This is a genomic window from Burkholderia sp. ABCPW 14 (assembly GCF_001523835.1).
GTDB lineage: Bacteria > Pseudomonadota > Gammaproteobacteria > Burkholderiales > Burkholderiaceae > Burkholderia > Burkholderia mayonis.
The window spans coordinates 37972-64786 of sequence record NZ_LOVS01000117.1 but is presented as its reverse complement, the minus strand read 5'-3'; the positions used below and the strand labels follow the sequence as shown (position 1 = coordinate 64786).

Annotated in this window: 26 protein-coding genes; 12 read left to right on the top strand and 14 right to left on the bottom strand. The window is 66.4% G+C overall.

Features of this window, described 5'->3' with window-relative positions; all coding sequences use genetic code 11:
- Nucleotides 1–361: 361 nt before the first annotated feature.
- The 3 genes from WS62_RS18770 to WS62_RS18760 all read left to right on the top strand — a co-directional run bounded on the left by WS62_RS18770 (nt 362) and on the right by WS62_RS18760 (nt 3489).
- Complete coding sequence (locus WS62_RS18770; RefSeq protein WP_066573756.1) at nt 362–1246, top strand: metal-dependent hydrolase; 885 nt, start codon at nt 362–364, stop codon at nt 1244–1246.
- Nucleotides 1247–1366: 120 nt separating this feature from the next.
- Nucleotides 1367–1864 carry a DUF6632 domain-containing protein gene (locus tag WS62_RS18765; protein ID WP_066573846.1) on the top strand — a complete coding sequence of 166 codons (498 nt, stop codon included), beginning with the start codon at nt 1367–1369 and terminating at the stop codon, nt 1862–1864.
- A gap of 311 nt (nt 1865–2175) precedes the next feature.
- A complete protein-coding gene (locus WS62_RS18760) occupies nt 2176–3489 on the top strand; it encodes an acyl-CoA dehydrogenase family protein (RefSeq protein ID WP_066573753.1) in 1314 nt (437 codons plus the stop codon).
- Between the two features lie 369 nt (nt 3490–3858).
- Here WS62_RS18760 and WS62_RS18755 read toward each other — a convergent pair whose 3' ends face one another.
- Nucleotides 3859–4149, bottom strand: a complete 291-nt coding sequence (locus tag WS62_RS18755) for an H-NS histone family protein (protein WP_197422865.1) — start codon at nt 4147–4149, stop codon at nt 3859–3861.
- A 149-nt stretch (nt 4150–4298) separates the two neighbouring features.
- Between WS62_RS18755 and WS62_RS18750 the strand changes: the two genes are divergently transcribed.
- Entirely contained in the window at nt 4299–4541 is a 243-nt protein-coding gene (locus tag WS62_RS18750) for a helix-turn-helix domain-containing protein (protein ID WP_066483931.1), read from the top strand.
- Nucleotides 4542–5043: 502 nt separating this feature from the next.
- Here the strand turns inward: WS62_RS18750 and WS62_RS18740 are convergent.
- The 7 genes from WS62_RS18740 to WS62_RS18705 all read right to left on the bottom strand — a co-directional run bounded on the left by WS62_RS18740 (nt 5044) and on the right by WS62_RS18705 (nt 13355).
- The gene (locus WS62_RS18740; protein WP_066573739.1) at nt 5044–6429 is read right to left on the bottom strand and encodes an amino acid permease; all 1386 of its coding nucleotides are present in this window, start codon (nt 6427–6429) and stop codon (nt 5044–5046) included.
- Nucleotides 6430–7332: 903 nt separating this feature from the next.
- Nucleotides 7333–8193, bottom strand: coding sequence for a CmcJ/NvfI family oxidoreductase (locus WS62_RS18730; RefSeq protein WP_066573735.1), 861 nt, complete (start codon nt 8191–8193; stop codon nt 7333–7335).
- Nucleotides 8194–8208: 15 nt separating this feature from the next.
- Complete coding sequence (locus tag WS62_RS18725; RefSeq protein WP_066573727.1) at nt 8209–8970, bottom strand: SDR family NAD(P)-dependent oxidoreductase; 762 nt, start codon at nt 8968–8970, stop codon at nt 8209–8211.
- A gap of 336 nt (nt 8971–9306) precedes the next feature.
- Complete coding sequence (locus WS62_RS36620) at nt 9307–9657, bottom strand: hypothetical protein (RefSeq protein ID WP_156441042.1); 351 nt, start codon at nt 9655–9657, stop codon at nt 9307–9309.
- Between the two features lie 60 nt (nt 9658–9717).
- Nucleotides 9718–10926, bottom strand: a complete 1209-nt coding sequence (locus WS62_RS18715) for an MFS transporter (RefSeq protein ID WP_066573720.1) — start codon at nt 10924–10926, stop codon at nt 9718–9720.
- Between the two features lie 113 nt (nt 10927–11039).
- Nucleotides 11040–12062: a VTT domain-containing protein gene (locus WS62_RS18710; RefSeq protein WP_066573839.1), complete on the bottom strand. Its 1023-nt coding sequence runs from the start codon at nt 12060–12062 to the stop codon at nt 11040–11042.
- A gap of 252 nt (nt 12063–12314) precedes the next feature.
- On the bottom strand, nt 12315–13355 hold the full coding sequence (locus WS62_RS18705; protein WP_066573719.1) for a zinc-dependent alcohol dehydrogenase family protein: 1041 nt from the start codon (nt 13353–13355) through the stop codon (nt 12315–12317).
- Nucleotides 13356–13606: 251 nt separating this feature from the next.
- Between WS62_RS18705 and WS62_RS18700 the strand changes: the two genes are divergently transcribed.
- The 3 genes from WS62_RS18700 (at nt 13607) to WS62_RS18690 (ending at nt 15945) form a co-directional block, all read left to right on the top strand.
- On the top strand, nt 13607–14446 hold the full coding sequence (locus WS62_RS18700) for a universal stress protein (protein ID WP_066573717.1): 840 nt from the start codon (nt 13607–13609) through the stop codon (nt 14444–14446).
- Nucleotides 14447–14614: 168 nt separating this feature from the next.
- Nucleotides 14615–15109 (top strand): universal stress protein, encoded by a 495-nt coding sequence (locus tag WS62_RS18695; protein WP_066573715.1) that lies wholly within the window; start codon nt 14615–14617, stop codon nt 15107–15109.
- Nucleotides 15109–15945, top strand: coding sequence for a universal stress protein (locus WS62_RS18690; protein ID WP_066573712.1), 837 nt, complete (start codon nt 15109–15111; stop codon nt 15943–15945). The genes WS62_RS18695 and WS62_RS18690 overlap by 1 nt, the downstream gene beginning before the upstream one ends.
- A gap of 265 nt (nt 15946–16210) precedes the next feature.
- On the opposite strand, the gene WS62_RS18685 is transcribed toward WS62_RS18690, so the two are convergent.
- A complete protein-coding gene (locus tag WS62_RS18685; protein ID WP_066573709.1) occupies nt 16211–16669 on the bottom strand; it encodes a universal stress protein in 459 nt (152 codons plus the stop codon).
- Between the two features lie 581 nt (nt 16670–17250).
- Between WS62_RS18685 and WS62_RS18680 the strand changes: the two genes are divergently transcribed.
- Nucleotides 17251–17898: a response regulator gene (locus tag WS62_RS18680; protein WP_066483942.1), complete on the top strand. Its 648-nt coding sequence runs from the start codon at nt 17251–17253 to the stop codon at nt 17896–17898.
- Nucleotides 17899–17971: 73 nt separating this feature from the next.
- Here the strand turns inward: WS62_RS18680 and WS62_RS18675 are convergent, their stop codons facing one another.
- Both WS62_RS18675 and WS62_RS18670 read right to left on the bottom strand, forming a co-directional pair.
- Nucleotides 17972–18208 carry a UDP-glucose 4-epimerase gene (locus WS62_RS18675; RefSeq protein WP_066573706.1) on the bottom strand — a complete coding sequence of 79 codons (237 nt, stop codon included), beginning with the start codon at nt 18206–18208 and terminating at the stop codon, nt 17972–17974.
- A gap of 60 nt (nt 18209–18268) precedes the next feature.
- Entirely contained in the window at nt 18269–18559 is a 291-nt protein-coding gene (locus tag WS62_RS18670; RefSeq protein ID WP_066483943.1) for a DUF1488 domain-containing protein, read from the bottom strand.
- A gap of 222 nt (nt 18560–18781) precedes the next feature.
- On the opposite strand from WS62_RS18670, the gene WS62_RS18665 reads away from it, so the two are divergent.
- Complete coding sequence (locus WS62_RS18665; protein ID WP_066573703.1) at nt 18782–19246, top strand: hypothetical protein; 465 nt, start codon at nt 18782–18784, stop codon at nt 19244–19246.
- Nucleotides 19247–19428: 182 nt separating this feature from the next.
- Here WS62_RS18665 and WS62_RS18660 read toward each other — a convergent pair whose 3' ends face one another.
- Nucleotides 19429–19617 carry a DUF2964 family protein gene (locus tag WS62_RS18660; RefSeq protein WP_066573700.1) on the bottom strand — a complete coding sequence of 63 codons (189 nt, stop codon included), beginning with the start codon at nt 19615–19617 and terminating at the stop codon, nt 19429–19431.
- A 351-nt stretch (nt 19618–19968) separates the two neighbouring features.
- Between WS62_RS18660 and WS62_RS18650 the strand changes: the two genes are divergently transcribed.
- The 3 genes from WS62_RS18650 (at nt 19969) to WS62_RS18640 (ending at nt 23407) form a co-directional block, all read left to right on the top strand.
- Nucleotides 19969–20718: a helix-turn-helix domain-containing protein gene (locus tag WS62_RS18650; RefSeq protein ID WP_066573697.1), complete on the top strand. Its 750-nt coding sequence runs from the start codon at nt 19969–19971 to the stop codon at nt 20716–20718.
- A 712-nt stretch (nt 20719–21430) separates the two neighbouring features.
- Complete coding sequence (locus tag WS62_RS18645) at nt 21431–22597, top strand: FAD-dependent monooxygenase (RefSeq protein ID WP_066573690.1); 1167 nt, start codon at nt 21431–21433, stop codon at nt 22595–22597.
- Nucleotides 22598–23083: 486 nt separating this feature from the next.
- Entirely contained in the window at nt 23084–23407 is a 324-nt protein-coding gene (locus tag WS62_RS18640) for a DUF4148 domain-containing protein (RefSeq protein WP_066573837.1), read from the top strand.
- Between the two features lie 271 nt (nt 23408–23678).
- Here WS62_RS18640 and WS62_RS18635 read toward each other — a convergent pair whose 3' ends face one another.
- On the bottom strand, nt 23679–25613 hold the full coding sequence (locus WS62_RS18635; RefSeq protein ID WP_066573688.1) for a collagenase: 1935 nt from the start codon (nt 25611–25613) through the stop codon (nt 23679–23681).
- Between the two features lie 399 nt (nt 25614–26012).
- Complete coding sequence (locus tag WS62_RS38830) at nt 26013–26567, bottom strand: acetyltransferase (RefSeq protein WP_082721078.1); 555 nt, start codon at nt 26565–26567, stop codon at nt 26013–26015.
- Nucleotides 26568–26815 lie beyond the last annotated feature (248 nt).

Genomic DNA, 26815 nt, shown 5'->3' with positions numbered 1-26815 from the left:
AACGACGTGATCGACGCGTCATGGCAAGCCACGCCACGCGGCGCGCCTCGACACGCCGCTGCATTGCACAACACATCGGGCGCGCGCCGGCCCCGAAGCTCCGGCTTCGGGTTTCCCCGCGTGATCGACGCCCTCGTCGACGGAATCGCTCCGTTCTGAGCCGTCCAATCAATACAGTAAACACTGATTCAGTTGACAACGATCAAATCGCGGCGTAGCGTTCATTGCATAACGATCGTTATTACAAAGAGCCGCCGGGATTCCGTGCACGGAACCAGGACGGCTCGACCTTCCGTGTCCGCCCGCGATGCGCCAATTCGATGCGGACGCACCATCGATTCGCAAGATATGGAGAGACCCGATGACCGCTATTGTCCGCCGCGACGTCCGCTTCGCCCTTCCGCCCGATCGCATCGGCGATTGGCACGTGAACGGCGTGGTCAACACGCATTACTTCAACGCGCTGTCGCTGATGTTCCCGGCAGGCGAGCGCTTTTTCATCGATTCGGTCCGCCACTATCGGGATCGCATTCAGGATCCCGAATTACTGAAGCAGGTCCAGGGTTTCATTGGGCAGGAGGCGATGCACAGCCGCGAACACGTCGAGTTCAACGACGTCGGCGAAGCCGCCGGCTATCCGGCCCACCGGCTCGACCGAGGCTTCTGGAAATTCACGGGCCTGATGCAGAAGGTGTTGCCGCCGCCGCTTCGGCTTGCGCAGACGATCGCGTTCGAGCACTACACGGCGATCATGACCGACATGCTGCTCAGCAATTTCGAGCATTTCCACGACTCGGCCGATGCATACGCGAACATGTGGCTCTGGCATTCGATGGAAGAAACCGAGCACAAGGCAGTCGCGTTCGACGTGTGGAACGCGGTGATGAAGCCGGGGCCGACGCGCTATCTGATGCGCGTCGGGTCGATGGTGCTGACGAGCGCCGTGTTCTGGGGAACGAACTTCTATTTCCACATCGCACTCGTGAACGCGCACCGGCGCATGCACGGCAAGGTCACCGGCAAGTGGGCGTTCATGAGATTCTTCGCGAAGGGCCTAGTGAAATTGGTGCCGCGAACGCTCGCCTACTTCAAGCCCGGCTTCCATCCGTGGGATCACGACAATCGAAAGCACTTCGCGACGCTCGACCGGCTGCTTGCGAACATCGACGCGAGCAATGCGCGATATGCGGCCAATGCGGCGCCGCGGCGCATTCCGCTGCATCCGATGACGGTCCAAGCGAGCTGAGCGCAGCGCGATCGCCGACACGCGATGCGTTGGCGATCGCTGCGCCGTCCGCGAGCACGAGCGCGGCGGCCTCGCGTCGAATCGCTCGGCTCGTCCAATCTCACGCAAACGGTGTATTTCATGTCTTCGAATTCGATACAGCGGCGCGACTGGCCGCAAGCCTCGCCGTGGCTATCGCTGATCACGCGCCTGCTCGGCGTGTCGTTCCTGCTGTTCTTCGGCACGGCGATCGTCACGATCCTGCTCGGCATCGACCATCAGGTCGCGGGCGATCCCGTCGGCCTTCTGATATTGCGCCTCGTGCGGTGGGGCGGCGTGCACGGTGGCGGTGAGCACTACGAATTGATGATCTCGGCGATCTACGTCGTGTGGGGCGTCTTCCTGTGGGAGGCCGCCAACGATCCGTTCGAGCACAAGCTGTTTCTCGACTTCACGGTCGTCGCGAATGTCGCTCATTTCGGCCTGATGTTCGTGCAGGGTCTGATGATGCCGGGCGAGCACATCCATCTGGTGGGCGACGTCGCGCTCGGCTGGGTCGCGCTCGCGCTGTTTGCCGCGACGTGGATTCCGGCCCGAAGCAAGGCGGCAAGGCTGTGGATCTCGAATTCCGGACGCTAGCCGAGCGTCTCGCGCATACGCACGAACGGGTGCCGGGCCCGCCGCCGCGCGCGATTTCCGATCGCGCATGACGGCGGCGGGCCCGACGTTGCGCGATGCTGCGTTGCGTGATGCGCGTCGCAACGAGACGAGATGAGACAAGACGATCGTCGAACACGTTCGCCGCGCATCGACCGCCGACGGCAAGCAAACTTCGCCGTCGCGCGAACCCACGCAGCCGCATAAGAATCGCACGAATCGTTCGTTGTCCGGGCGGGCCCGCGCCGTTTAACGTTGTCTCTTTTCGCGCCCATGCCCCGCCAGGATCTCCAATGGCCTTCTCCACGCCCGATTTCACGCTGCGGCGAGCCGCGACGCCCGCCGCCCCGCCGCGCGCCGATGCACACGAACGCGCCATCGCCGATGCCGCGCTCCTGTTCGACGACGATCCGCTGATCCGCCGCCTCGCGCCGGTATTCGATCGCATCGCGCAAGGCGCGGCCGCGCGCGACCAGCATCGCGACCTGCCGTACGAGCCCGTCGCGTGGCTGCGCGACGCCGGCTTCACGAAGCTGCGCGTGCCGCGGCTCGCGGGCGGCGACGGCATCGATCTCGCGCAGTTCTTCGCGCTGATCGCGCGGCTCGGCGAAGCCGATTCGAACCTGCCGCAGATCCTGCGCGTGCACGGCGGCTTCGTCGAGATGCTGCACGAGAGCGCCGACGACGCGCTGCGCGATCGCTGGTTCGCGCGCATCGCTCAAGGGACGATCGTCGGTGGTGCGACGGCCGAGCGAACCGCCGTCACGAGCAATACCGTGCGGCTGTCGCGCGAGAACGGCAAGCTGTATCTCGACGGCGAGAAGTACTACACGACGGGCACGCTGTATGCGGACTGGGTCGACGTGACCGCGAACGACGGCGACGCCGATCTGCGCGTGCTCGTGCCGGCCGATACGCACGGCGTCGAGCGGATCGACGATTGGGACGGCTTCGGCCAGCGCTTGACGGGCAGCGGAACGACGCGCTTCACGCGCGTCGAGGTGGAGCCTGAGAACATCTATCGCCGCTTCGACGCATCGCAGCCGCGCAGCAACAGCCTGCTGACCGCGTACTTCCAGACGCTGCATCTCGCGAACCTCGCGGGCATCTCGCGCGCGGTGCTGCGCGACGCGGTCGAGTTCACGCGCGACCGCACGCGCACGTTCGGCGTGCCGGGCGCATCGAGCCCGCGTCACGATCCGCTCGTACAGCGCGTGATCGGGCGGCTCGCGAGCCTCGCCTACTCGACGCAGAGCATCGTCGCGGCGATCGCGCGGACGCTCGACGCGATATCCGCCGCGCGCGCGGCCGGCGACGCGACCGACGATGCTTACGTGCGCGTCGACATCCAGGCGTTCCAGGCGCAGCAGATCGTCCTTGCGCAGACGCTCGAGGCCGCGACGCTGCTGTTCGAAGTGGGCGGCGCATCGGCGACGAGCGAGACGCGCCGCTTCGACCGCCACTGGCGCAACGCGCGCGTGCTCGCGTCACATAATCCGGCGATCGTCCGCGAAGCGGTGATCGGCAACTACTATCTGAACGGCGTCGGGCACAACGAGCGCTTCGGCGAGCGCGCCGGGACCGCGCGGGCGGACGCCGCGCGTTGACCATCGCGTCGTCGCGCGAGCGCGGTGGCGCGGTGTGGCGCGGTGTGGCGTGGCGCGGTGTGGTGCGACGTGGCGTGGCATCGGCATCGGCATCGGCATCGGATCGATGCTTCGGATGCCTCGAATTGCATGAACATTGAATGTCGCCGATGCCGACGGCAACCGCCACGCATCCCATCGTGTCGATCGAAACCGAACGGGATACACAAGCACAAGCGCGCACGGGCTGCATGCGCGAACGCGCTAACGTCATTCGCGAATACCTCATTCGCAAACGCGCGAACGCACAAACGCACACGGCGCTCCACCCGATGGCGCGCCGCGACCAGACGCACATGAAGCGCATCACGTGCGATCGCAGTCAGTGCGCTATTCGATCAGGAATCGCTCGCGATCTTGCCCCGCGATCCATGCAGGTGCGCGGCCGCGCCCCGTCCAGGTCGCGCCCGTTTCCGGATCGCGATAGCGCGGCTTCGGCAGCGCGTCGGCTTTCTTCGGACGTCCGAGACGCGGCGGGAACAGGTCTTTCTGCGTGAGACCGTACTTGACGATCTTTCTGCGAAGCTCGACGAGCACGTCGGGCAGTTCGACCGCGCGCGCGGTCTTTGCCTGCTGCTTCAAAACATCCAATTGGGCAAGCAATTCCTTGTATGTTGCCATTACCATTTCCCCGTAGATTCCACTGCCTCTTTTCGACCGACAATCGAAAACCGCGTTGTTGTGTTGAATAGTGTCGAAGTCGGTTTTCGGCTATCATAGCCCAATTAGGCCAAGGTGGACTATTTCGATTCAGCAGGGAGCATTCGCCCATGCTCCCTTCCATTCATCACCCTCGTTATGTCATTCTGCGCACGCATTTGCGGGCGCTGAGAAGAGCGGCAGGCCTCACCCAGACTCAATTGGCTGAGCGTCTGAGCATCGACCAGTCCTATCTCTCCAAGATCGAACGAGGAGAACGCTATGTCGATATTCTCTTTTATCTCGACTGGTGTCGTCATTGCGGCGTCGAGCCCAACCAGGCCGTATCGGAATTAATCGATGCGGGCGTCTGAAAGACGAGTGCTGCTTCATCCCGTCATTTGAAACGATTTGAATCGCGAGTAGCGCCTGTCGCCTCGCTTGTCGGTGCGTTCGTTCGCATGCCTTCTTTCATGTCGCGCATCGCGCGTACGGATTTCGTGCGATATGCGATGCGCGGGTTCGCCGCATTTCGCCGCATGCGTGGCGTATGGCACGTGCAGTGCGAATCGCTTTACGGACGTTTTCCGCAGCGCGCTCGAATCGATCGCATGGGCCAACGCGACACGTCGCGCCGCGATCACGCCTGCAACTCCCGCACGCAATCGAAAGCCGCATCGCGCGCCGACATCGAGCACGCCCGCAGCGCCGCAGCGCGCTTTTCCGTTGCAAATCGAACGATGAAACAGCCGTCGAGCGCACGAATGCATCCGTCGCGCAGCGACGCGATAGCACGCCCGCCAACGCAATCGACAACGGGCGCGCGGACGCGTGCCCGTTGTCGCGCGATCGCCCTCGTCCGCCGGTACGCTACGCTCACCTGTCTGTCGGCGACGTCAGCTGCGCGCGCCGCCCCGCCTGATACACGTAGTAGTACACGGTCAGCGCGGCGATCCACATCGGCCCGATGACGAGCGCGACGCGCGTGTCGGGCGAAAACGCCATCAGCACGACGACGAAGGCGAGAAACGCGAGCGCGACGAACGACGACACCGGATGGAACGGCACGCGCAGCGGCAGCCGCGCAAGACGCTCGGCCGACACGCGGCGGCGAAAACGCAATTGCGCGATCAGGATCACGCACCAGGTCCAGATCGCGCCGAACGTCGATACCGATGTGAGCCACACGAACACCTTCTGAGGCGCGAAGTAGTTGAGCACGACGCCAACGAACAGCAGCGCCGCCGAGATCAGCACGCCGTACACCGGCACGCCGCGCCGGTTCACCGACGCGAGCCGCTCGGGCGCCTGCCCCTGCTCGGCGAGATTGAACAGCATCCGCGCGGTGCTGAAGATCCCGCTGTTGCACGACGACAGCGCCGCCGTCAGCACGACGAAGTTGATGATGCCGGCGGCGGCCGGAATGCCGAGCCGCGAGAACGTCATCACGAACGGGCTGCCTTGCGTGCCGATCTGGTTCCATGGGTAGATCGACATGATCACGAACAGCGCGCCGACATAAAAGATCATGACGCGCCAGAACACCGAGTTCACGGCCTTCGCAAGCGACTTCTCGGGATTGCGCGCTTCGCCCGCCGTGAGCCCGAGCATCTCGACGCCGAGATACGCGAACATCACGATCGGCAGCGCGTCGACGACGCCCGAGAAGCCGTTCGGCATGAAGCCGCCGTGCGCCCACAGATTCGAGATGCCGGTCGCCACGCCGCCGTTGCCGACGCCCGCGACGATCATCAGTCCGCCGAGCGCGATCATCAGCACGATCGTCACGATCTTGATCAGCGCAAACCAGAATTCGAACTCGCCGTACAGCTTGACCGCGATGAAGTTCACGGCGCCCATCACGATCAGCGCGGCGAACGTCCAGATCCAGTTCGGCACGTCGGGAAACCACATGTGCATGTAGACGCCGACCGCGGTGATTTCCGCCATGCACGTGACGATCCACATGAACCAGTAGGTCCAGCCCGTCAGATACCCGGCGAGCGGCCCGATGTAGTCTTGCGCGTAGCGGCTGAACGCGCCCGCGACCGGATTGTCGATCGCCATTTCGCCGAGCGCGCGCATGATGAGGAAGATCGCGATGCCGCCGAGGATGTAGGTCAGCAGGATCGCCGGGCCCGCGGAGCGAATCGCGGTGGCGGAGCCGAGAAAGAGGCCGACGCCGATCGTCGCGCCGAGCGCCATCAGGTTGATGTGCCGCTCCTCCAGGCCGCGGTGCAGCCGTTCGTCTTGTGAAGTCACCCATGTCTCCTGTCGGCGCGCGGGTGTGCGCCGCTGTGATGTCGTGTCGAGGGAAGACCGTAGCGTGTTGCGCGCGGCGTGCGACGTCACGGCCTAAAGCGTGCGGCCTCGGCCACGTGCTCCGCCGCTGCCGACCGCTTCGCGAAGACGGCGCGACGCCCGGCGGCGAATCGGATCACCGCGCCCGATCGAAAGCGAATCGCGATCGAACCGCTTCGTTCCGCCAATCGCAACGCCGCGGCGCAGCGGCCGGATTCGTCCGGGTGTCGCGACGCATCGCGCAACGCGCGTCCGATCGTGCCGACGCGCGCGCATCGTCGCCGCCCGACAGGCATGAACAAGCGCGTGTGCCGCGGGCGCGCATCCGTTTCGCGTTGCTTGGGAAGTCGACGACGATCGAGCGAGCCTCGCAACATGCATCGGCGCTCGGATCGGCATTGCACGCTCGGTCGAAATGCAGCGGCAATTATATGAAGAATACGGCGCTCGTCGCCAGCCGTTTCTGTCGCGTGCGAGCGGCAATGTGGCGGCGCGAACGCTGGGCCGCCCATGCCGCCGCGGGTGAAACCGGTGCCGCCGCAAGCGGCGAACGCATGCGACGGGCCGAGGCGCGGCGAGCCCTGCCTGGGTCCGCCGCAACACGCGTTGCCGCATCGCGCCGCGCGCATCGTCGGCGCCCGATGCGAACCAAACCCGTCCCGGTCGATCTACCGAGGCTCTACTCTATTCGCTGCTTGTCGTCGCTGCTTGTCGTCGCTGCTTGTCGTCGCTGCTTGTCGTCGCTGCTTGTCGTCGCTGCTTGTCGTCGCTGCTTGTCGTCGCTGCTTGTCGTTGCTGCTTGTCGTTGCTGCTTGTCGTCGCCGCTTGTGGTCACCGCTTGCCGTCATCGCCTACCTTCGCCGCTCACCCAGCCGCCGGCCAGAACACGAGCGCACGCACCTCGATGCTCCGGCGCGGCGCGGCAGTCGCGCGCATCGTCGGATCGTCGAACGCGGTGTGCGCGGTGAGGCGAGCGCGGCCGTCGTCGAGCGAATCGTAGATCTTCAGCAGCAGCGTCTCGTCGGTGCGCAGGCGCGGGAAGTAAAACCAGCGGTGCGCGGGATTCGCGACGACCGAATAGGTCTCGCCGACCTTGTCGCGATAAACGAGGTCGCTCGGCACCAGATCGTCGGGCGCGATCGGGCGCGCATCGCACAACGCGAGCGGCAGCCGTTCGACGACGTCGAGCGGACGCCAGAGATTGACGATCGCGAAGCGCTGCCGCAGGCGCGCTTCGGCCTCGTCGGCGGGCAGATGGTCGCGCACGCGGCGCGGCGCCGACACGAACGTCTGGTCGTTGTGCACGCGCCGCACCGGCTCGCGCAACGCCGACATCGCGCGCGAGCCGTGCTCGCTGTCGCGCAGCGTGTGATCGAAGATGACGACCTTCTCGGCGCCCGTCGCCGCGCGCAGCAGCGCGTCGACTTCCGCGTAGTAGATCGCGCGGATCACCGCGTCGTCAGCAAAATCCGCGAGCGCGGTGCGATGCGCGACGAGCTCGAAGCCGCTCACATCGAGCCCGAGCGCGCCCGCCGCCGCCAGCGGCCGCGCGTCGCGAATCTTCACGCGACGCGACTCCAGTTCGCCCGTCGCCCACGGCGTGCCGGGCGGCGGCTCGAACATGTACGACACCGGGCGCGCGACGCCCTTCGCCAGGTAGTTGACTGCTGCCTCGATCTCGCCGCCTTCCTGCACAGGCGGCCGCGCTTCGATGACCGTGCTCATCGCGACTACTCCTCGTCAGAACGCTTCCTTGTACGGACGCAGATCGAGTTCCTGCGTCCACGCGCTGCGGTGCTGCACGTGCAGTTGCCAGTAACTCTCGGCGATCGCGTCGGGCGACAGCAGCCCGTCCGCGCCCGCTTGCGCGGCCCGCTCGGGCGCCGCGCTGCGCAGGCGCTCGCCGTCGATGCCGCCGTCGATCACCGCGTGCGCGACGTGAATGCCGCGCGGCCCGAACTCGCGCGCGAGCGTCTGCGCGAGCGAACGCAGGCCGGCCTTCGCCGATGCGAACGCGGCAAACGGCGGGCGGCCGCGCAGCGACGCCGTCGCGCCCGTGAAGAGCAGGCTGCGGGGCGCGTCGTCGCCTGCGTCGAGCAGTTGCGCGAGCGCCGCCTTTGCGAACAGGAAGCCGCCGATCACGTTCGTGCGCCACGCGTGCTCGAATTGCGCGGCGCTCAGCTCGAGCGTCGGCGCGCGCACCGCGTTGCCTGCGTTGAACACCGCGGTGCGCAGCGTGCCGAGCGTGCGTACTTCGACGGCGAGGCGCTCGACATCGGCTTCGCTCGCGATGTCGCCGCTCGCGACGTGCGCGATGCCGCCTTGCGCGCGAATCTCGTCGGCGACCGCTGCGACGCGCTCGTGCGTGCGCCCCGTCAACACGACCGCGAAGCCGCTGCGCGCGAAGCGCCGGCCAACGGCCGCGCCGAGCCCGGCGCTCGCGCCGACGCCCGCGATCCATGCGAGCGGAGTGGAAGAAGATGACTCTGTATCGATCGTCATATCGGCGAACCCTATATCGTCTGTCGCGCGCGGAAAACAAAGAAAACGAGATTTGTTTATCCGGAAGGATGCGAACGCGCTCGTTGAAGGAGCGTTGAGCATAGAGCGTTTTCAAAACCCTGTAGGCCGCGCAGTCTTGCATGCGGGAAACGGGGCGAGCGAGTGGCGGCGAGCGGTCCGCGAGACGTTCGAGCGAGCGTTCGCGGCGTGTGTCGAACGATGTGCGGCGGAGCAGCGTCGCAGGCGATCGTCGTGCGCGGACGATCGCATCGCCGTTGAACGAATCGATGATATTTCGATGGCGATGCACGAAGCGATGCGTTGAGACAGGCGCGATCACGCGGTCGTTTCCAGCGGGAATTCGAGATCGAGATCGGTGCCGAGACAGCCGTCATCGCATGAATCGCGGAAGGCAAATGGCGCGAACATGCGCATCCGAACGAGCCGGCGTTGAGACGCCCGTCGCGACCGCCGACCGCCGACCGCCGACCGCCGACCGTCAATCGTCGCTCGCGGCATCGTCACGATGGTCGTCGAAACACCGAACACAATCCGAGCGACGCTGCCCCCACGGACGCGCCACGATGCATCGGCGCTTTTCGAGCGCCCTGCGCGGCCAGTCGCGACGACGGCCTCGAAAAACAGCGGAGGACAGTCAAGTCGGTCGAACACCGCACGAACGCTCACGCTTCGCGCTCGCCCGAGGACCGGCGCGAGCACATGCCGCCGCCCGTCAGCCGCCCGCCATCACGCCGCCTGCCCCGCCCCTCGCCGAACGAAGCCGCACATCGCGAGCGCCGCGGCGGCGAGCGCGGCACCGGTGAAGAACGTCGTCGGCGCGCCGTGGCGCTCCCATAGCCAGCCGGCAAGCGCGCTCGCCGCCAGCATCGCGATCCCGCCCGCGAGATTGAACACGCCGAACGCGGTGCCGCGCAGGTCCGGCGGCGCGGTTTGCGCGACGAGCGCCGCCAGCATCCCCTGCGTGAAGCCCATGTGCAGCCCCCACACGGCAACGCCCGCGAAGAGCGTCGTCACCGACGCGCGCGCGCCGAGCAACAGATCGGCCGCGATCAGGAGCAGCATGCCGGCCGCGAGCGGCGCGCGCGCGCCGAACCGGTCGGACACGATGCCGACCGGATACGCGGACGCCGCGTACGCGACGCTCATCACGACCATGACGGCCGGAATCCACGCAAGGTCGAGACCCGCCTGCTGCGCGCGCAGCACGAGGAACGCCTCGCTGAAGCGCGCGAGCGTGAACGCGGTGCCGATCAGCACGACGAACCAATAGCGCCCCGAAAACCCGCGCAGCGCGCGCCAGCGCAGCGGCGAGCGAAACGTGCGCGCGGCGGCGGGCGCGTGCGCCGGCTCGTCGACGCCGATCAGGATCAGCGCGACCGCCAGGAAGGCCGGCACCACCGCGAACCACAGCACGATTCGGATGTGATCGGCGAACGCGAGCATCAGCGCGATCGCGAGCAGCGGGCCCGCGAACGCGCCGACCGTATCCATCGACTGGCGCAGCCCGAAGCACGCGCCGCGAATCTCGGGCGGCGCGATGTCGGCGACGAGCGCATCGCGCGGCGCGCCGCGGATGCCCTTGCCGACGCGGTCGAGCAGCCGTGCGGCGGCGACTGTCGACGGCCCGCCCGCGAGCGGAAACAGCGGCTTCGTCAGCGCGGCGAGCCCGTAGCCGAGCAGGAGCAGCGCCTTGCGCCGGCCGAGCCAGTCGCTCAGCGCGCCGGAGAATATCTTGACGATCATCGCAGTCGCCTCGGCCGCGCCTTCGAGCACGCCGAGCGCCGCGACGCTCATCCCCATCGTCGTGACGAGATAGATCGGCAGCAGCGCATGGATCAGCTCGGACGACAAGTCCATGCACAGGCTGACGAAGCCGAGCGCCCAGACGGTGCGCGGAATCGGCGGACGGACGGAAGAGACGGGACGCGCGGGCATGGGCGGGTTCGTGACCGGTCGGGATGGGTTTCGTGCGAAACGTCGAAGCAACAGCGCGGCACGGCAGCGCGGCGGCTTCGGCTCGGCGAGCCGCCGCCGCGATCGGCGCGCGGCTAGTCCGTCAAACCGGCGCGCACCGGATAGCCGCCGCCGTCATCCGGCTCGACGGGCGGCGCGACGTAGCGTGCGGCGTCGAAGTCGGCGGGCAGCGGCTCGACCGGATAGCCGAGCTTTTCCCACGCATCGAGGCCGCCCTTCAGCGCGAGCGCGTGGCGGATGCGCTTGCGCTGCAACTGGCTGACGATGCGCTTCGCGGTCGCCTCGTTCGGGCATACGCAGTAGACGACGATCGGCCGCGTCATCAGGTCGGGATGCAGCGGATCGGGCGAATCGAGATCGAGCGGATAGGCGCCCGCGATCCGGTACGCCTCGTTGTCGCGCACCGCGCGCGGCCGCGCGTCGAAAACGACGGGCGGCGCAGCCGATTTCAGCATTACATCGAGCTGCTGCGGGCTGATGCGGATTTTCGCGAGCCAGCGGCGAAAGCGGACGCGCATCACCCAGCGGTACAGCACGAACGTGACGAAGATCGCCGCGAACGCGTCGAACAGCGTGCCGCCGCTCGCGCTCACCCACTGCATCAGCCGCACGATCTCGTCGTGCAGCGCCGCGCCGCCGAAGAGCCACACGCTCGCCCACAGCGACGCGCCGGCGACGTCCCACAGCAGGAACACCCAGACGGCGACAGCCGTCGTGCCGAGCAGCGGCGCGGAGACGAGCCCGAGGCCCGGCAGGAATTTCGCGAGCACGAGGAGCGGCGCGCCGTGCTTCTCGAACACCTTGTGCGCGACGCGCAGCGTCGTGTCGAGCGACAGCGAGAAGCGCACGAGCGCATTGAGGAGCCGCCGGCCGCGCGCGCGGCCGGCGAAGAACCACATCGAATCGGCGAGCACAGTCGCGGCGACCGCCGCACCGAGCATGCCCGCATAGGACGCCTGGCCCATCGCCGCCATCGTGCCGCCGACGATCAGCATCGGCACGGCCGGAATGGGCATGCCGAGCTGCGTGACGAGCACGCTGGCGAACACGGCCCACGGAGCGAGCGACGCGGGAATAGCCTGGGGAAAATGCCACACGGACGCACCTCGAACGCGACGATTGCCGAGCCGGGTGGCGTCGGCGCCCGCGGACCGCCGCGGCGCCGGCCGCGGCGCGTGCGCGGCGTAGATCGGCAACCCGCATTCTAAACGCGTTTCGTGACCCGTTCGTGCAAGCGAGCGAGCGCGTCCGCCCGGCTTCGAGAAACCGGGCGGAATCGCGCACGACAGCGAACGACGACGAACGGCGGCAGGTGCGTGCGGCTCACGCGGCCCGCGCCGTTCGCGCGCCTACTCGGACACTTCGATGATGACCTTCAGCGCGCGCGTGTTCGCCGCGTGGCCGAAGGTTTCGTACGCCTGTCCGATGTCGGCGAGCCGAAAACGGTGCGTGATCAGTTGCGTCGGATCGAGCCTTCCCGCGCCGACGGTCTTCAGCAGCATCGGCGTGCTCGACGTGTCGACGAGCCGCGTCGTGATCGTGATGTTGCGGTCCCACAGTGTCTCGAGATGCAGATCCGCCTTCACGCCGTGCACGCCGACGTTCGCGATCACGCCGCCCGGCGCGATGATCTGCTGGCACAGCTCGAACGACGCGGGAATGCCGACCGCCTCGATCGCGCAATCGACGCCGGCGCCCGTCAGCGCCTTCACCTCGGCGACCGCGTCGAGCTGGCCGTTGTCGACGCACGCGGTCGCGCCGAAGCGCTTCGCGACCGCGAGCCGGTTCGAGTCCGGATCGATCATCACGATCTGCGCGGGCGAATAGAACTGCGCGGTCAACAGCGCGGCGAGCCCGATCGGCCCCGCGCCGACGATCGCGACCGTGCAGCCCGGCTGCACCTTGCCGTTCAGCACGCCGCACTCGAAGCCCGTCGGCAGGATGTCGGACAGCATCACGAGCGCCTCCTCGTCCGCGCCCGGCGGAATCCGGTGCAGGCTCGTCTGCGCGTGCGGAATCCGCACGTATTCGGCCTGCGTGCCGTCGATCCGGTTGCCGAGGATCCAGCCGCCCGTCGCGCAGTGCGAATACATCCCGCGCCGGCAATATTCGCACTGGCCGCACGACGAGATGCACGAGATCAGCACGCGATCGCCCTCCTTCAGCGTGCTCACCGCGGCGCCCACGCGATGCACGACGCCGACGCCCTCGTGGCCGAGAATGCGCCCCGGCTCGCAGCTCGGCACGTCGCCTTTCAGGATGTGCAGGTCGGTGCCGCAGATCGTCGTGCGCGTGACGCGCACGATGACGTCCGTCGGCGCCGCCAATTCCGGCATCGGGCGCTCGTCCAGCGATTTGCTGCCGGGCCCGTGATACACCAGCGCTTTCATGTCGTCCCTCCGCTCGCGGGGCGTGGGATGCCCCTCGCGCCCCACTCTAGGCGCTTGCCGCGCGCGCCGGTTGACGCGAATCAAGCGCCGCGGCCCATCCGCGTGCGGCGCCCGCGCGCAGCGTCCGCCCGCGGGCGGACGGACGGCCGGACAGGCTTTGATCTGAGTCAAGCGCCCCGCCCGCGCCCTTCATAGACTGGGGGCATACGCATAGACGGCGCACCGGGCGCCGGAACCAAGGAGAACGAGCGATGAGCTACAAGAGCATCCTGGTCCATCTCGACACGAGCGACCGCGCGCGCGCGCGGCTCGAAACCGCGCTGACGCTCGCGCGCCAGTTCGGCGCCCACCTGACGGCGATCTTCGCGATCTACACGCCCGAGCCGACGTCGTTCTACGTGATGGCGGGCACCGCCGACTACTTCTCCGATCAGGAGAAGCGGCGCGGCGAGAAGCGCGCGGCGCTCGAGCGCCTGTTCCACGCGGAGCTGACGCGCGCCAACGTGCAGGGCCAGTGGATCGTCGCCGATGCGCGCGCGAACGAATCGGTGCCGCACTACGCGCGCTACGCGGACCTCGTGATCGCCGGCCAGACCAATCCGGACGACCCCGAAACCTACGTCGACGACAGCTTCCCCGACACGCTCGTGCTGTCGGCGGGCCGCCCGGTGCTGCTGCTGCCGTACGCGGGCATGCCGTCCGCGCTCGGCACGCGCGTGCTCGTCGCGTGGGACGGCAGCCGCGAGGCGACGCGGGCCGTCCACGACGCGGCGCCGTTCCTCGCACTCGCGACGAAAACGACGATCGTCACCGTAAACGGCGCCGCGCAGGAGCCGCCCGGCGGGCGGATTCCGGGCGCCGACATCGCGCTCACGCTCGCGCGCCATCACGCGAACATCGACGTGTGCGACCTGGAGCGCTCGCGCGACTCGTCGATCGGCGACGTGCTGCTGTCGCACGCGTACGAATCCGGCACCGACCTGCTCGTGATGGGCGCATACGGACACTCGCGCTGGAAGGAGCTGATCCTCGGCGGCGTGACGCGCACGATCTTCGCATCGATGACGGTGCCGGTGCTGATGTCGCACTGAGCCGCGCAACGCGGCGCGCCTCCGCAGCCGCCCGAAGAGGCGCGCGGACGGCAAGCCGCGCGGGCGCGCAGGCCGCCGCTCGCGGCCCTGCGCGCCTGATCCGGGTCAGGCGGGCGGCGCGATGCGCGGCCGACGATGACCGAACGAAAGGGGTGTTGGGAGACAAACATGTATTCGATCATTCTTGTCGCGCTCGACGGCAGCGAGACCGCGTCGCACGCGCTCGACGCGGCGCTGCAGCTCGCCGTCGACACGGGCGCGCGGCTCGTGCCCGTCTACGTCGTCGACATGCCGGTGTTCGCATTCGACACGCCGGGCTATGACCCGTCGATCCTCATCGATGCGTTTCGCGAGGAGGGCCGGCGCGTGCTCGACGACGCGCAGAGCCGGATGACGCGGCGCGGCGTCGCCGGCGCGCCGCGGCTCATCGAAGTCGAGCCGCCGGGCGAGGACATCGCCGAGCGCCTCGAGCGCGCGGCCCGCGAGATCGGCGCGAGCCTGATCGTGATGGGCACGCACGGCCGGCGCGGCGTGCGCCGGCTGATGCTCGGCAGCGTCGCCGAGCGGCTGCTGCGCCGTGCCCGCTGCCCAGTGATGATGATCCCGGCCGGCAGCGTGCCGGCCGACGACGCGAACGCCACTCATCCGACGGAGACTGCGTGATGAAATTCAAGACTCTGCTCGTCCATGTCGACGACAGCCGCCAGAGCGACGCGCGCACCGAGTTCGCGCTCGACCTCGCGCGGCGCTGGGACGCACATGTGATCGGCCTGTACGTCGTGTGCCAGGATCTGCTGCGGCCGCTCTTTCGCAGCGACGAAAGCCTGCGTCTCGCGGCGAACGAGGCGCAGCACACCGCACGGCGCGACGAAGCGCAGGCGCGCTTCACGGCCGCGGGCAAACGCACGGGCGTCAACTTCGAATGGCGCGCGCCGGCCGGCCCGCCCACCGACGTCGCGACGCTGCATGCGCGCCACGCGGATCTCGTCGTGCTCGGCCAGCCCGATCCGGGCGACGACACGGCGTACATCGAACAGCATTTCGTCGACGACGTCGTGATGAGCTGCGGCGTTCCGGCGATCGTGCTGCCGTTCACGGGCGCGATACGCACGTTCGGCGAGAACGTGCTGGTCGCGTGGGACGGCGGCCGCGAGGCTGCGCGAGCGGTCACGGACGCGCTGCCGATTCTCAGGCGCGCGCGCTTCGTGACGGTGGAAAGCGTCCTGCGGCGCCGCAAGACGGGCGCCGATCTCGCGCCTGCCGGCATCGACGTCGCCGCGTACCTCGGCAGGCACGGCATCCAGGCGTCGTTCTCGACGTCGGCGCATGTGCCTGGCGTCGAAACGGGCGCGGCGCTGCTGAACCGCGCAGCCGACCTGCACGCGGACCTGCTCGTACTCGGCGCGTACGGCCACACGCGCACGCACGAGCGCGTGCTCGGCGGCGTCACCCGGACGATGCTCGAATCGATGACGGTGCCGGTGCTGCTATCGCACTGAGCGGCGCAGCGTCCGCGAGCCGGTGCCGGAACGGATAGCGAGGCGCCGGATCGGCGCAACCGTCCGCCGACACGGCCCGGGCCAATATGCGCGAAGGGCGCCCGCTTCCGGGCGCCTTTCGTTTTTTACATCTCGTTCGAGTCGTACGGCTCGTGCTGCTTTCGCAGCGCCTTCAGCCGACGATGCCGACGACCGACGCCGTTTCGCCGCGCCGGCAAGCCCGCGCTCGATGTTGCGGCGCAACAACCGGGCGCGGCGATCCGCGTCACTGCGCGGACTCGTCGTAGCGGCGCAGCAGCACCGGCCGATCCGCGATCCGCAGCAGCGATTCCGCGATGCTGCCGAGCAGTAGCCGGCGAATGCCATGGCGTCCGCTCGTGCCCATCACGATCAGGTCGGCGTCGCATTCGGCGGCCGTGCGCATCAGCACCACCGCGACGTCCTCGCCATACGAATCGATCGCGCGCACCGTGCCTTCGACGTGATGCTGCGCGAGCCGCGCCTTCGCGTCGGCGAGCACGCGGGTCGCGACCTCGCTCGCCGAGCCGTCTTCCTCCTGCGGCTCGATGTACGCGGCATTGACGTCGACGAGTTGCGGCTTGTGCTCGACGACGCAGACGGCCGTCACCGTTGCGCCGAACGTCTCGGCGATCTTGATCGCTTCGTCCAGCGCGACGCCGGCGCTGCGGCTGCCGTCGAGCGCCGCGAAGATTCGTTTGTACATGGTCGACACCTCCGGGAGAACACCATTCGATCGCGTGCGAGCACGCCCTGCCGAGAGTCTCGCGCGACGCGCACGGCCCGCCGTTGACGAGGATCAAGTGTGCGCTCGGGGTGCGCGCACGGCCTACACAACGCGCGTCGAACATGCGGCGCCGCTTCGTTCGCCATGCCGCCTGCGCAGTCCCATTAGCCAAAAACAGTCAAATCGAGCACAATTCATCTCAATATTCATGATAAGAGGCCGCGGCCCACTTGCGAGGGCGTCCGTGCGTTCGGGACGCCGCATCGCAGCCGGCCTCGATCTGGGAGTAGAACCTTGACGACCGCTCGTGCGACGGTACGAAACGGACACATGCACGCCGCGCCCTGCGCCGGTTCCCCGTGGCGGGCCCGCGCCGCAGCGTTCGTGGCTGCCGGCGCATTCGCGGCCGCCCGGGCCGGCCGACCCGGACGCGGCTGCGCGGCACCCGTCCGCCCGTGCGGTTCGCAGCCGTGCGACCGCCCGACGCCGTCCGCCGGCGAACGCGCGGCGCACCGTTCGACCTCCCCGACGCAATCGATTCGACAGGAATATTTCCACCCATGATCAAGGTTTTGATTGCCGACGACCACGCGCTCGTGCGCGACGGTTTGCGCCACATCCTGCGGAATGCATCCGGCTTCGAGGTCGCGGGCGAAGCGTTCGACAGCGCGACGACCATCTCGCTCATCCGCTCGACGCCCGCGCAGGTGCTCGTGCTCGATCTGTCGATGCCGGGACGCAACGGTGTCGAGCTCATCAAGCAGATCAAGGACGAGAAGCCCGCGCTGCGGATCCTCGTGCTGACGATGCACGCGGAGCAGCAGTACGCGGTGCGCGCGTTCCGGGCGGGGGCGTCCGGCTATCTGACGAAGGAAAGTGCGAGCTCGGAGCTCGTCGGCGCGGTGACGAAGGTCGCGTCAGGCGGCGTGTACGTGAGCCTCGCGATGGCCGAGCGCTTCGCGCAAAGCCTGAACGAGCCGGCCGAGACGCTGCCGCACCATCGGCTCTCCGACCGCGAGTTTGACGTGTTCCGCCGGATCGCGTCCGGACAGACGCTCACGCAGATCGCCGACGAACTGTGCGTCAGCGCGAAGACGGTCAGCACGTACAAGACGCGGATTCTCGAGAAGATGCAGATGCCGCACGAAGCCGCGCTCGTGCGCTACGCGTTGCGGCACAAGCTGATCGACGACCCGGACGAGGATTGACGGCCGCGTGCGGGCCCGCACGCGGCGGCGATGCGCGGTGCGCCGGCGCGCGCCCCGCGCGCCCCGCGCGCCCTTACAGGTTGAACGCCTTCGACATCTTCAGCTCGATCCAGGTCATGCCGGCGCGCAGCCCCTCGAGCATCGCGTCGCGCTCGGTCGGAAACGTCCTGCTGTGCCGGAACGCGTGCTTGAACGCGCCGCCCGGCGCGCCGTGCATCACCTTGATATCGCACGCGTAACCACCCTGCACCGGCGACGTCGTCACTTCGACCGTCCATTCGCCTTCCTGAATGTTGCCTGACAACGTCATGTCGCTCTCCTGCCGAATTGGCCGCCACGGCGCAACGCGAAGCCGCGCGGCGCACGGGCGCTACTCGTAAAGGAATCGAAAGAACCCGCTGTGCAGCAAGACCGGCTTGCCGCCGATCTCGGTGAGCATCCGGTGCGCGGCATGCTCGATCTTGCCGCGGTGCAGGTCGAACGCCGTGAGCAGATCGTCTTCCTTCAGCGATGCCGCGCCGAAATGATCCTCGAGCGCCTCGGCCGTGATCGCGCATTGCACGTACTCGCCGTCGACGAGCGCGGGGAACGCGACGACGAGATCGCGCGCACAATATTCGGGCGGCGGATCTTGAGGAAACGAAATCTTCGTGACGGGCATGACAGCCTCCTGTAGCCGCTGCCGGGACGGGCAGCGAATCCATCGATGCTTCAGCATAGAACCGCGCCGCCGCACGCGCTTGACCCACGTCAACCGGCCGCGCTCGGCGCACGGTTGATCTGCGTCAACGCGCCGGGCGGCGGCGGAACGATGATCGTCGCATCGCGCGCCCCGCCACAACCGGTGCGCCGCCCCCGCGAGCGTCGAACGAAGAGGCGAGCCATGACACTGAAAGCGAATCTCGAAGGCGTCCGCGACACCTATCACCTGTGCTTCGTGCGCAGTCCGTGGGCCTACTTCACGTGCCTGCCGCTCGACCGCCAATGCGGCGACCGCTGGAGCGAGGCGCCTTACGAGCTGTACGCGGGGCCGCCGTACGGGGACAGTCCGGACCAGCTCCTGCGCGTCGCGTTCGACGGCCCGCTGCTGCCGCCCGAGGCCGGGCGCAGCGCCGTCACCTGCAGCGTCGTCGACATCAACGAAGGGCTCGCGCCGTGGCTGCGGACCGAAAGCTACTTCGGCGGCGAGCCGCTGTCGATCGCCGCGGGCGCGACGCTCGGCACGTTCGTCGAAACGCTCGAGAAAGCGGGCGGCACGGTGTTCATCCCGCTCGGCTGGGGAGAATTGCCGCGCGCGGACAAGCGCGCGCATTCGGCGGTCGCGTCGAGCGGATCGATGAGCGGGTGAATCCGGGAATCGGAATGGGCCGGCGATGGACAACCGGATGCCGTCCCGACCGCGCCGGGCCGCGCCGGGCCAGCCGTTCGATGACCAGCCAGCCCCACGCGCATGCGTCGCGCCGACGGCATGATTGCGTGCGCTTCCAGGCGGATGAATCGTCCGATGCGGAGACTCGCGTCGCGACGCGGTCAGCGCTCGTCCTTCGGCGTCGGATTCAGCAGCACGACGAACGCGGCGATGCCGAGCGACAGCGCCACCACGCCATACAGAAATTCGGCATTGCTGTCGAACAGCAGGCCGCGAACGGCTTCCATCATCCCCGCGAGCGATATGAATACGGCGATGGCCGCGAGAATGACCCGATATTTGCGCACCATGACGGTCTCCTGGCTTCGTGTGTGCGGCCGCCCGATTGCGCGGCCCGCGCGCCGGCGTCGTCACGCGCGATCGACGCTCGTGCTTCCCGTCCAGCCTGCCTGGATGATCGCCCGTCGCGCGGCGGCGGCCTTGACGTGAGTCAAGCGCCGTCCGTCGGCGTGAACGCGCCCGGCGCGGCGTCGGCGACGCGCTTAGACATACGCCTCCACACGCGCAAAAAGCCAAAAGCGTCGCTGTACAATGCACGGGCATCATCGCCGCGCCGCGCCCGCGCAACGGGCACGGCCGACGCAACCGCCGGCGCGCCGCGCGCTTGCGTCGAACGGCAACCGTAGCCTCGTGGGAGATTCATGGATTCGGACATCATGCACATCGGCGGACGCATCCGCCGCCTGCGCCGCGAGCTGAACAAAACGCTGCTCGAGGTCGCCACCGAGGCAAACCTGTCGGTCGGATTCCTGTCGCAAGTCGAACGCAACCTGACCGGCATTTCGATTTCTTCGCTCGTCAATGTCGCGAGAGCGCTGCGCGCGCCGCTCAGCGCGCTCATCGACCAGCCCCGTCAGGATCAGCCGGATTCGCATCAAGGCAGCCGCGAATCGTATTCGATCCGCCCGACGCAGCAGCGCTACGAGCGCCTGTCGACCACCTTCACGGGCAGCCAGCTCAACGCGGTCAAGGTGTCGATGATGGAAGGCTATTGCTCCGAATGGGTCGCGCATGCCGGCGACGAATTCGTGTTCGTCCTGTCGGGGCGCGTCCGCTACACAGTCGGCAAGCAGGACTTTGCGCTCGGCCCCGGCGATTCGCTGCACTTCAATGCGCACGAGCGGCACCGCGTCGTGAACGTCGGCAACGCGCCCGTCGAGCTGATCGCGGTCGGCACGCTGCCGCTCTTCGGCGACGGACAGCCGGCGTTCCCGTCGCTGCCGGGCGAGCAGAAGCCGCTACGCACGCGCACGGCGCGCAAGACGGCCGCGCCGCTGCCCGCGGAAGAGCCTTCGGCGCAGAAGACGGAACGGCCGAAGCGTGCGCCCGCCGCACGCGCGATCGCGGCGAGCGGCGCCCCACGGCGCGGCGCGAAAAAGACCGCGCGCTGAGTTGCGCGGAAGCGAAGCCGGCGGGCTTGTCCGCACGGCTTTCGCTGCGTCGGATGTTCGCTCGGACGATGCGAAGGCGCCCGACATCGCGTCGCGCCCGCGCGCACGTTCGCGCCCGCGGCTCGTGCGCGACGCGATGTCGCTGGGCATTGCGTCGCGATCTGCTTGCGATCGACGGCGAGCGCGCCGTCGTCGTGCGGCGCATTCGATGTGTCCATCGCGATTTGCGGCGTCAGTTTATTTGGCGATCGAATCGACACATTTACCCCGCCATTGACGAAATAGATCTTTTAACTTTTTCTAAAAATAAAATAAATCGATCGCCCTTCATCAGTCCATCCCGCACATCGATTCCCATTTCTCTCCGCCACAATTATTTGCATATTTTTTGCATCTTTAATACGATTGCGGTCGCGCTCAGCGAGCGGTCCGCACGATCGGTTCGCGTCGTTGCATATGCGCGCCGGCCGGCCGTGGAAGGCTGTCTTCCCTTCCAAGCTCACGCAAATTCCATGACGAATCACCCCCAAAAAACCGGCAGGATTGCGACACGCTGAAATTTTCCTATTCAATCACCCACGAATACGAAATCGAAGAGACTGAAGCGGCACACGAATCTTGTTCATAGGCCTGCGCCACGATTTTCCTGATCGAATCCGTCCGGGGTCGAGAAAATCGTCAACGGCGATCATTGGAATAAAACGAACCCACCATGAAAAGCAAGCACGTCGATGTACTGATCAATGGCAGCGGTATCGCAGGTGTCGCGCTCGCGTACCTGCTTGGAAGACGCGGTTACGGCGTCACGGTCGTCGAGCGACTGGCGCGGAATCGGGCACAAAACGGCGCCGATTTGCTGAAGCCTTCCGGCATCGACATCATTCGCAGGATGGATCTGCTCGACGACGTCTTCGCTGCCGGCGGGCTCGAGCGCGATGCGATGAAGCTGTTCCACGACAAGGAACCGATCGCGTCGCTGGACTATCGGGTTTCCAGCACGGCCGGCTTTTTCATTCTGATTCCTTGCGAGCAGTTGCGTCGCTTGCTGCTCGGCAAGCTCGACGGCCTGCCCAATGTGGATTTGCGCTTCGAGACGTCCATCGAGCAGGTCGAGCAAGACGCTGGCGGTGCGGTGACGTCGCTCGTATTGAGCGACGGCGAGACCGTCTCGCCCAAGGTGCTCGTCGGCGCTGACGGAGCGCGCTCGACGATTCGCACCGACATCCTGCGCATGCACGCCGAGCGCATTCCGTATACGACGCCGATGGCATTCGGCACGATTCCGCTGACCGACAGCGTTCGGGAATGCAACAGGCTATACGTCGATTCGAACCAGGGACTCGCCTACTTCTACCCGATCGGTAACGAAGCGACGCGTCTCGTCGTCAGCTTTCCCGCGGACGACATGCAAGGCTATCTTGCCGATGCGACGCGTGCGAAGCTGGTGGCGCGTCTGAGCGAATTCGTCAGTCACGAGAGCGCCGATGCGATGGCGACGATAGGCGCGGGCACGGAATTTCCGTTGATACCGCTTGGCCGGATGAATCTGAGCCGCTATCACAAGCAGAATGTCGTGCTGCTCGGCGATGCGGCTCACAGCATCCACCCGATTACCGGCCAAGGGATGAACCTCGCGATCGAGGATGCCGGCGAGCTCGGCCTTTGCCTCGACCGGCATTTGAGCGGACAGGTCGCGCTCGCCGAAGCGCTGGGCTCGTTCGAGCGTGTGCGGCACCCCGTCAACGAGGCCGTGATTTCCTACGGCCACTCGCTGGCGACGACCTATCACGATCGCTCTGCACTCCTCGCCAACTTCCGATCCCCATTGCAGACGAGCGGGCGAGACTCGTCCCTGCTGGGAACCGCTCGCGAAGCGTGACCCGGAGAACGGTCTTATGTTCTGCGCAATCGCATCGTTCCGTCATGGGGAGCAGGCAGACAACGGCTCCGACGATACGGCACGATTGGCGCGAAGCCATGCCGCATGAACGTCCAGCGATAAAGCTGCAACAAGTTGTATCGACGATTCGTCCGGATTGGGCCCGGGGAACGGGAAATCGCCCCATTTCCGGCGCTCCCCGCGCCCAGCCGGATGAACATCGCGATGAACGCCGCAGCCGGCATTGCGCGTCGGACAGCGCCACGACCGGGCTGATCGCCGAATCGCACGCAAAATGCGAGTGTCCGTGCTCACGGCCGCCGCCAGTCGCGGCCCTCTTCATCCTTCGATGACGCCCCGTATCGCAACACATCCGGCAACATCCCCTACAGCGCCGTTAACCCTGTCTTAAGACAGATTCGTCAAGCTGTAATCGCCGACCGCGAGCACACTCGCCTGCGGCGGGGACAAATGGAGGTACGCATCATGAAGTCCGCTCTGAAAACGGTAGCGCTTGCACTCGCGCTCGCCGTTCCGGCCCTGTCGTTTGCGCAACCGTCGTCCAATGGGCCGCTGACGCGTGCGCAAGTGCGCGACGAACTGACCCAGCTCGAAAAAGCCGGCTATCAGCCGTCGAAGAACCAGTACCCGGCGAACATCCAGGCGACCGAGGCCCGCATCGCCTCGGCGAACGGCGGCGCCGACACGTCGAGCTCCGGCTACGGCGGCACCGCTGCCGGCGCGATGCAATCCGGTCAGCGCGTCTCGCCGACGTCGGGTGGCTGGGACGCGCCGTACCATCATCACTGATCGAAGCGCGCATCGGCGAGACCGATCGCGCACGCCGCCCTGCATTGATAGCGATCGATCGACGTGCGAAGAGCGGCGACGCGCGCCACACCCGACGCGCGTCGCACGAATTCGGCCCCGGCGGCATGCGCTCTGTCCATCGCCTGCCGCCCGTACGATTCACTGATGATCCGCAGCGCGAGACGACAGCGGAGAGCGAACGGTCGCAAGACGCCAAGTCCGCGTCGCTTGCCTCGCCGTCGCCCCGCGCCCGCAAACGTTTGACCGCGCGTCAGTTCTTCGCCGGCAGCGGCGGCTCGCCCGCTGTCGTCGCGTTGCGCGCCCAATCGACAAACTCGCTGTCGTAGCGGCGGCCGATGTACGCGACGTAGTTCTCGTAGCCGTCGTAGTCGCCGGTGCGAAAGCGCGACACGATCGTGTCGACGTCGGCGCGATGGCGCTCGAACATGAAGCGCGTCGCCATGTAGCCCCACCGGTACGCACGCGCGACATAGTCGCTCGACGCGTAGCGCGTCCCGAGCACGTCCGAGAACTGGTACTTGCCCGTGCGCGCGGCGTCGATCGATTCCTGGTTGTCGTTCTTTCTCGACAGGTACTCGGCGACGCCTTCGATCCACCAGACGGTCGGCTTCGCGGTGCTCGCCGTGAAATCGCCCGCCATGTCGTAGCGGCCGTCGAGGTAGTGCGTGAACTCGTGCTCGAGATTCCAGACCTTGAACTCCGGCCGCAGCCACGAGGCTTCGTGCGCGATGAAGCGCGCCTGATTGCCGGGCGCCGACGGATCGCCTTCGAGATACATGCCGCCGTTGTCGGTGCTGATTCCGTAGATCACCGAAGCATACTTTCGATAGTTCTCGTAGTCGTCGAACACGACGAGTTCGATCGTATCGTTGCGATCGCCCGCGACCGGCTTGCGCCCGGTCTTCATCATCCGGTGGAAATAGTCGTCCTGCTGCGCAACCGCCGCGCACACCGACTGAAGCTGAGGCGCCGTCATGTCCTGCGCGAGAATGCGCACGCTCGCGTTGCATGCGTGACGGTGCGTGAGCACCGCGTCGGTCAGCCGCTTCTTGTAGTCGCACGTGCCGTAGTCCGCGCAGTTGCCCGAATCGCCGTAGTCGACCGCTTCCGCCGCCGCGAGCCACAGGTCGCTGCCCGCGCCCGTCATGCTCGTCGACGCGAGCATGTCCTGGATCATCTTCTTCACGCGCGGCTTGTGCGCCGGATAGCGGAGAAAGCGATACGTTTCGCGCGCCGCATCCGTCAGTTGATAGGCGGCGCTCGTGTTCGACAGGCTCGCGCGGTTCGCGGTGACGAAGCGATCGAGCGTCTCCGGCAGCGTCGCGTCGCTGCCGAGCATCTGCTGCGCGGCGCTGCGCTGATGCGCGTAGAAGAACACGGTCAGCAGGCCGGTGAAGGCGCCCGCCGCGCTCGGCTGCCGCAGCGGCGCAGCGGCTTGCGGATTCGCCGCGCTTGCGGTGTAGCGCGCGACGCGGTCCTTCAGTGTCGGCAGGTAGTACGCCTCGTCGTGCATGTTCGTGATGAGCTTCATCAGCTCGCTCGCGGTGCTCGGCGCGCGCGGATTCTCACGATAAAGCGCGTCACCCTCGACGCTCCGCTGGATATACGGGCGCAGCCGCTCGGCGAGTTCCGGAAACGGATTGGCGAGACCCGATGCATCATATTGATAATAAGCGGAACGCAAATAAATCAGCAAATTGACAAAAATCAAATTGCTCGCATCATAGCGAGATGCCTCCTGCGTGAAACGACTCGCGACGGCATACACGTTTTCCGCACTGAAAATCTGTGTGGCCAGCGATTTATCGACCGAAAACAGGCCGTAATGGCATTCGTAATCGGGAAGATTCGCGATGTAATCGGCAAGCGCCGCGCCGTGATATTGGGTCATCACCGACATGTCGCGGCAATCGGCGCCCGGCGCACTGCGCTTGCTGCGCTTTGCCGGCTGCTTCTGCCGAGACGGCTCGACGAGCGTCGCGCGATCCTGCTTGCTGAGCGGCAGATTGTATTCGGCCTGCTCGGGCGACAGCGGCAGGTTCTGCGGCAAACGCGGCATGCGCGCCTGCTTTTCCTGCGACGGCTGCGTATTGGCCCACGCCGTGCCGACCCAACCCGTGCATACCGACATCGCGACGACGGCGGACCAGCGACGGGTCTTGCGAGACACCTCCGTTATTAGCATTTGACTTGCCTTCGGTTATTTTGGATCGCAAAAGATATAACACCAAGTATTAACAAGTCAATTTAACAGACGAATATTCGATATGTTTTATATTATTGAATTATTCCATCTTTAAATTCGGTTTACGCAATAAAGCGCGCCGAGTGACAATGCGTCCGCGGCCGGTTTTGCGCGACCTTTGCGTGCGCGCTTCGCGAAGGGCCGGCGAACGCGCGATCGGATCGCGGCAAGACGAGCGGAATCCGAATGCAATCGCAGGGAAACGGCACCGCACGCGATCGAGATCGTGCGCGATGCGCTCGGCCGACGGCTCGCGTCACGCCGCGCGTCGACGGACGCGCGGCCAGCGGCGCACGCGATGCGCGTCTTCGGCGGCCGGCCACGCCGCGCGCTTCGCCCTCAGCCGAGATCGGCGACCAGCGCGTGATATTCGCGCTCGCCGGACACGAAGCGGTGAACCGGCCGATATCCGAGCTTCGCGACCGCATTGGCTGATCGCTCGTTATCGACGGCAATGAAACTGATTGCGTTTTTGAAGCGAGTTTTGGCGGAAGCGATCGCGAAACCGATCATCTTTTCGAGAATTCCATTTCCGCGCGCCACCCGACTCAAGCACATCGGGCCGAATAGACATACGGTATCGGATAATTCTTCCAGCGTATATTCGCCGCTCTTTTCGAACGATGCGACGAGCGCATCGATGATCGCATTGCCACGCCACGGATCGAGGCGGGAAATGCAGAAGAAGCCGGCGAACTCCGACTGTTCGTAGGCGACGACAATGCCGATGTCCGACGCGATCGCGTCGACCGTCTTCTCGGGAATTTCCGCGGAAAGGAAGCCGTTCTTGCGCTCCGTCTCGGTGAGATTGGCGATCTGATTCGCGTTCTGCAATGACAGGATGTTCGGATAATCCCCGGAATGGGCCATTCTGACTACGGTCGATTCAGCCATGTCTGTTTGTTCTTTTAAATGAAAGATGGCGATTCTATAGAGAATTACACTTCGAAAGCTAGAATGTTCATACGAATCTAGAAACGCCGGTCTATCTATTTCGCCGCTGCAATTCGAAGAAAATCGCATCGAAATGGCGCCTGGATATTGATTCATCCATCTTTTATCGAAACGGGCCGGCCCTCGATCGATGTCATCGCCAGCCGCAACCTCGCTCGCGACGTCGCGCGAATCGATCCGCCCCGCCC

Bases quoted from the DNA above. Each gene is read 5' to 3' on its own strand.
- WS62_RS18750 (WP_066483931.1), top strand. From the start codon at position 4,299: ATGCTCCCTTCCATTCATCACCCTCGTTATGTCATTCTGCGCACGCAT.
- WS62_RS18660 (WP_066573700.1), bottom strand. From the start codon at position 19,617: ATGGTGCGCAAATATCGGGTCATTCTCGCGGCCATCGCCGTATTCATA.
- WS62_RS18640 (WP_066573837.1), top strand. From the start codon at position 23,084: ATGAAGTCCGCTCTGAAAACGGTAGCGCTTGCACTCGCGCTCGCCGTT.
- WS62_RS18765 (WP_066573846.1), top strand. From the start codon at position 1,367: ATGTCTTCGAATTCGATACAGCGGCGCGACTGGCCGCAAGCCTCGCCG.
- WS62_RS18715 (WP_066573720.1), bottom strand. From the start codon at position 10,926: ATGCCCGCGCGTCCCGTCTCTTCCGTCCGTCCGCCGATTCCGCGCACC.
- WS62_RS18695 (WP_066573715.1), top strand. From the start codon at position 14,615: ATGTATTCGATCATTCTTGTCGCGCTCGACGGCAGCGAGACCGCGTCG.
- WS62_RS18665 (WP_066573703.1), top strand. From the start codon at position 18,782: ATGACACTGAAAGCGAATCTCGAAGGCGTCCGCGACACCTATCACCTG.
- WS62_RS18645 (WP_066573690.1), top strand. From the start codon at position 21,431: ATGAAAAGCAAGCACGTCGATGTACTGATCAATGGCAGCGGTATCGCA.
- WS62_RS18725 (WP_066573727.1), bottom strand. From the start codon at position 8,970: ATGACGATCGATACAGAGTCATCTTCTTCCACTCCGCTCGCATGGATC.
- WS62_RS18635 (WP_066573688.1), bottom strand. From the start codon at position 25,613: ATGCTAATAACGGAGGTGTCTCGCAAGACCCGTCGCTGGTCCGCCGTC.
- WS62_RS18770 (WP_066573756.1), top strand. From the start codon at position 362: ATGACCGCTATTGTCCGCCGCGACGTCCGCTTCGCCCTTCCGCCCGAT.
- WS62_RS18705 (WP_066573719.1), bottom strand. From the start codon at position 13,355: ATGAAAGCGCTGGTGTATCACGGGCCCGGCAGCAAATCGCTGGACGAG.
- WS62_RS18755 (WP_197422865.1), bottom strand. From the start codon at position 4,149: ATGGCAACATACAAGGAATTGCTTGCCCAATTGGATGTTTTGAAGCAG.
- WS62_RS18690 (WP_066573712.1), top strand. From the start codon at position 15,109: ATGAAATTCAAGACTCTGCTCGTCCATGTCGACGACAGCCGCCAGAGC.
- WS62_RS18675 (WP_066573706.1), bottom strand. From the start codon at position 18,208: ATGACGTTGTCAGGCAACATTCAGGAAGGCGAATGGACGGTCGAAGTG.
- WS62_RS18670 (WP_066483943.1), bottom strand. From the start codon at position 18,559: ATGCCCGTCACGAAGATTTCGTTTCCTCAAGATCCGCCGCCCGAATAT.
- WS62_RS18680 (WP_066483942.1), top strand. From the start codon at position 17,251: ATGATCAAGGTTTTGATTGCCGACGACCACGCGCTCGTGCGCGACGGT.
- WS62_RS18760 (WP_066573753.1), top strand. From the start codon at position 2,176: ATGGCCTTCTCCACGCCCGATTTCACGCTGCGGCGAGCCGCGACGCCC.
- WS62_RS18650 (WP_066573697.1), top strand. From the start codon at position 19,969: ATGGATTCGGACATCATGCACATCGGCGGACGCATCCGCCGCCTGCGC.
- WS62_RS18685 (WP_066573709.1), bottom strand. From the start codon at position 16,669: ATGTACAAACGAATCTTCGCGGCGCTCGACGGCAGCCGCAGCGCCGGC.
- WS62_RS18700 (WP_066573717.1), top strand. From the start codon at position 13,607: ATGAGCTACAAGAGCATCCTGGTCCATCTCGACACGAGCGACCGCGCG.
- WS62_RS18730 (WP_066573735.1), bottom strand. From the start codon at position 8,193: ATGAGCACGGTCATCGAAGCGCGGCCGCCTGTGCAGGAAGGCGGCGAG.
- WS62_RS38830 (WP_082721078.1), bottom strand. From the start codon at position 26,567: ATGGCTGAATCGACCGTAGTCAGAATGGCCCATTCCGGGGATTATCCG.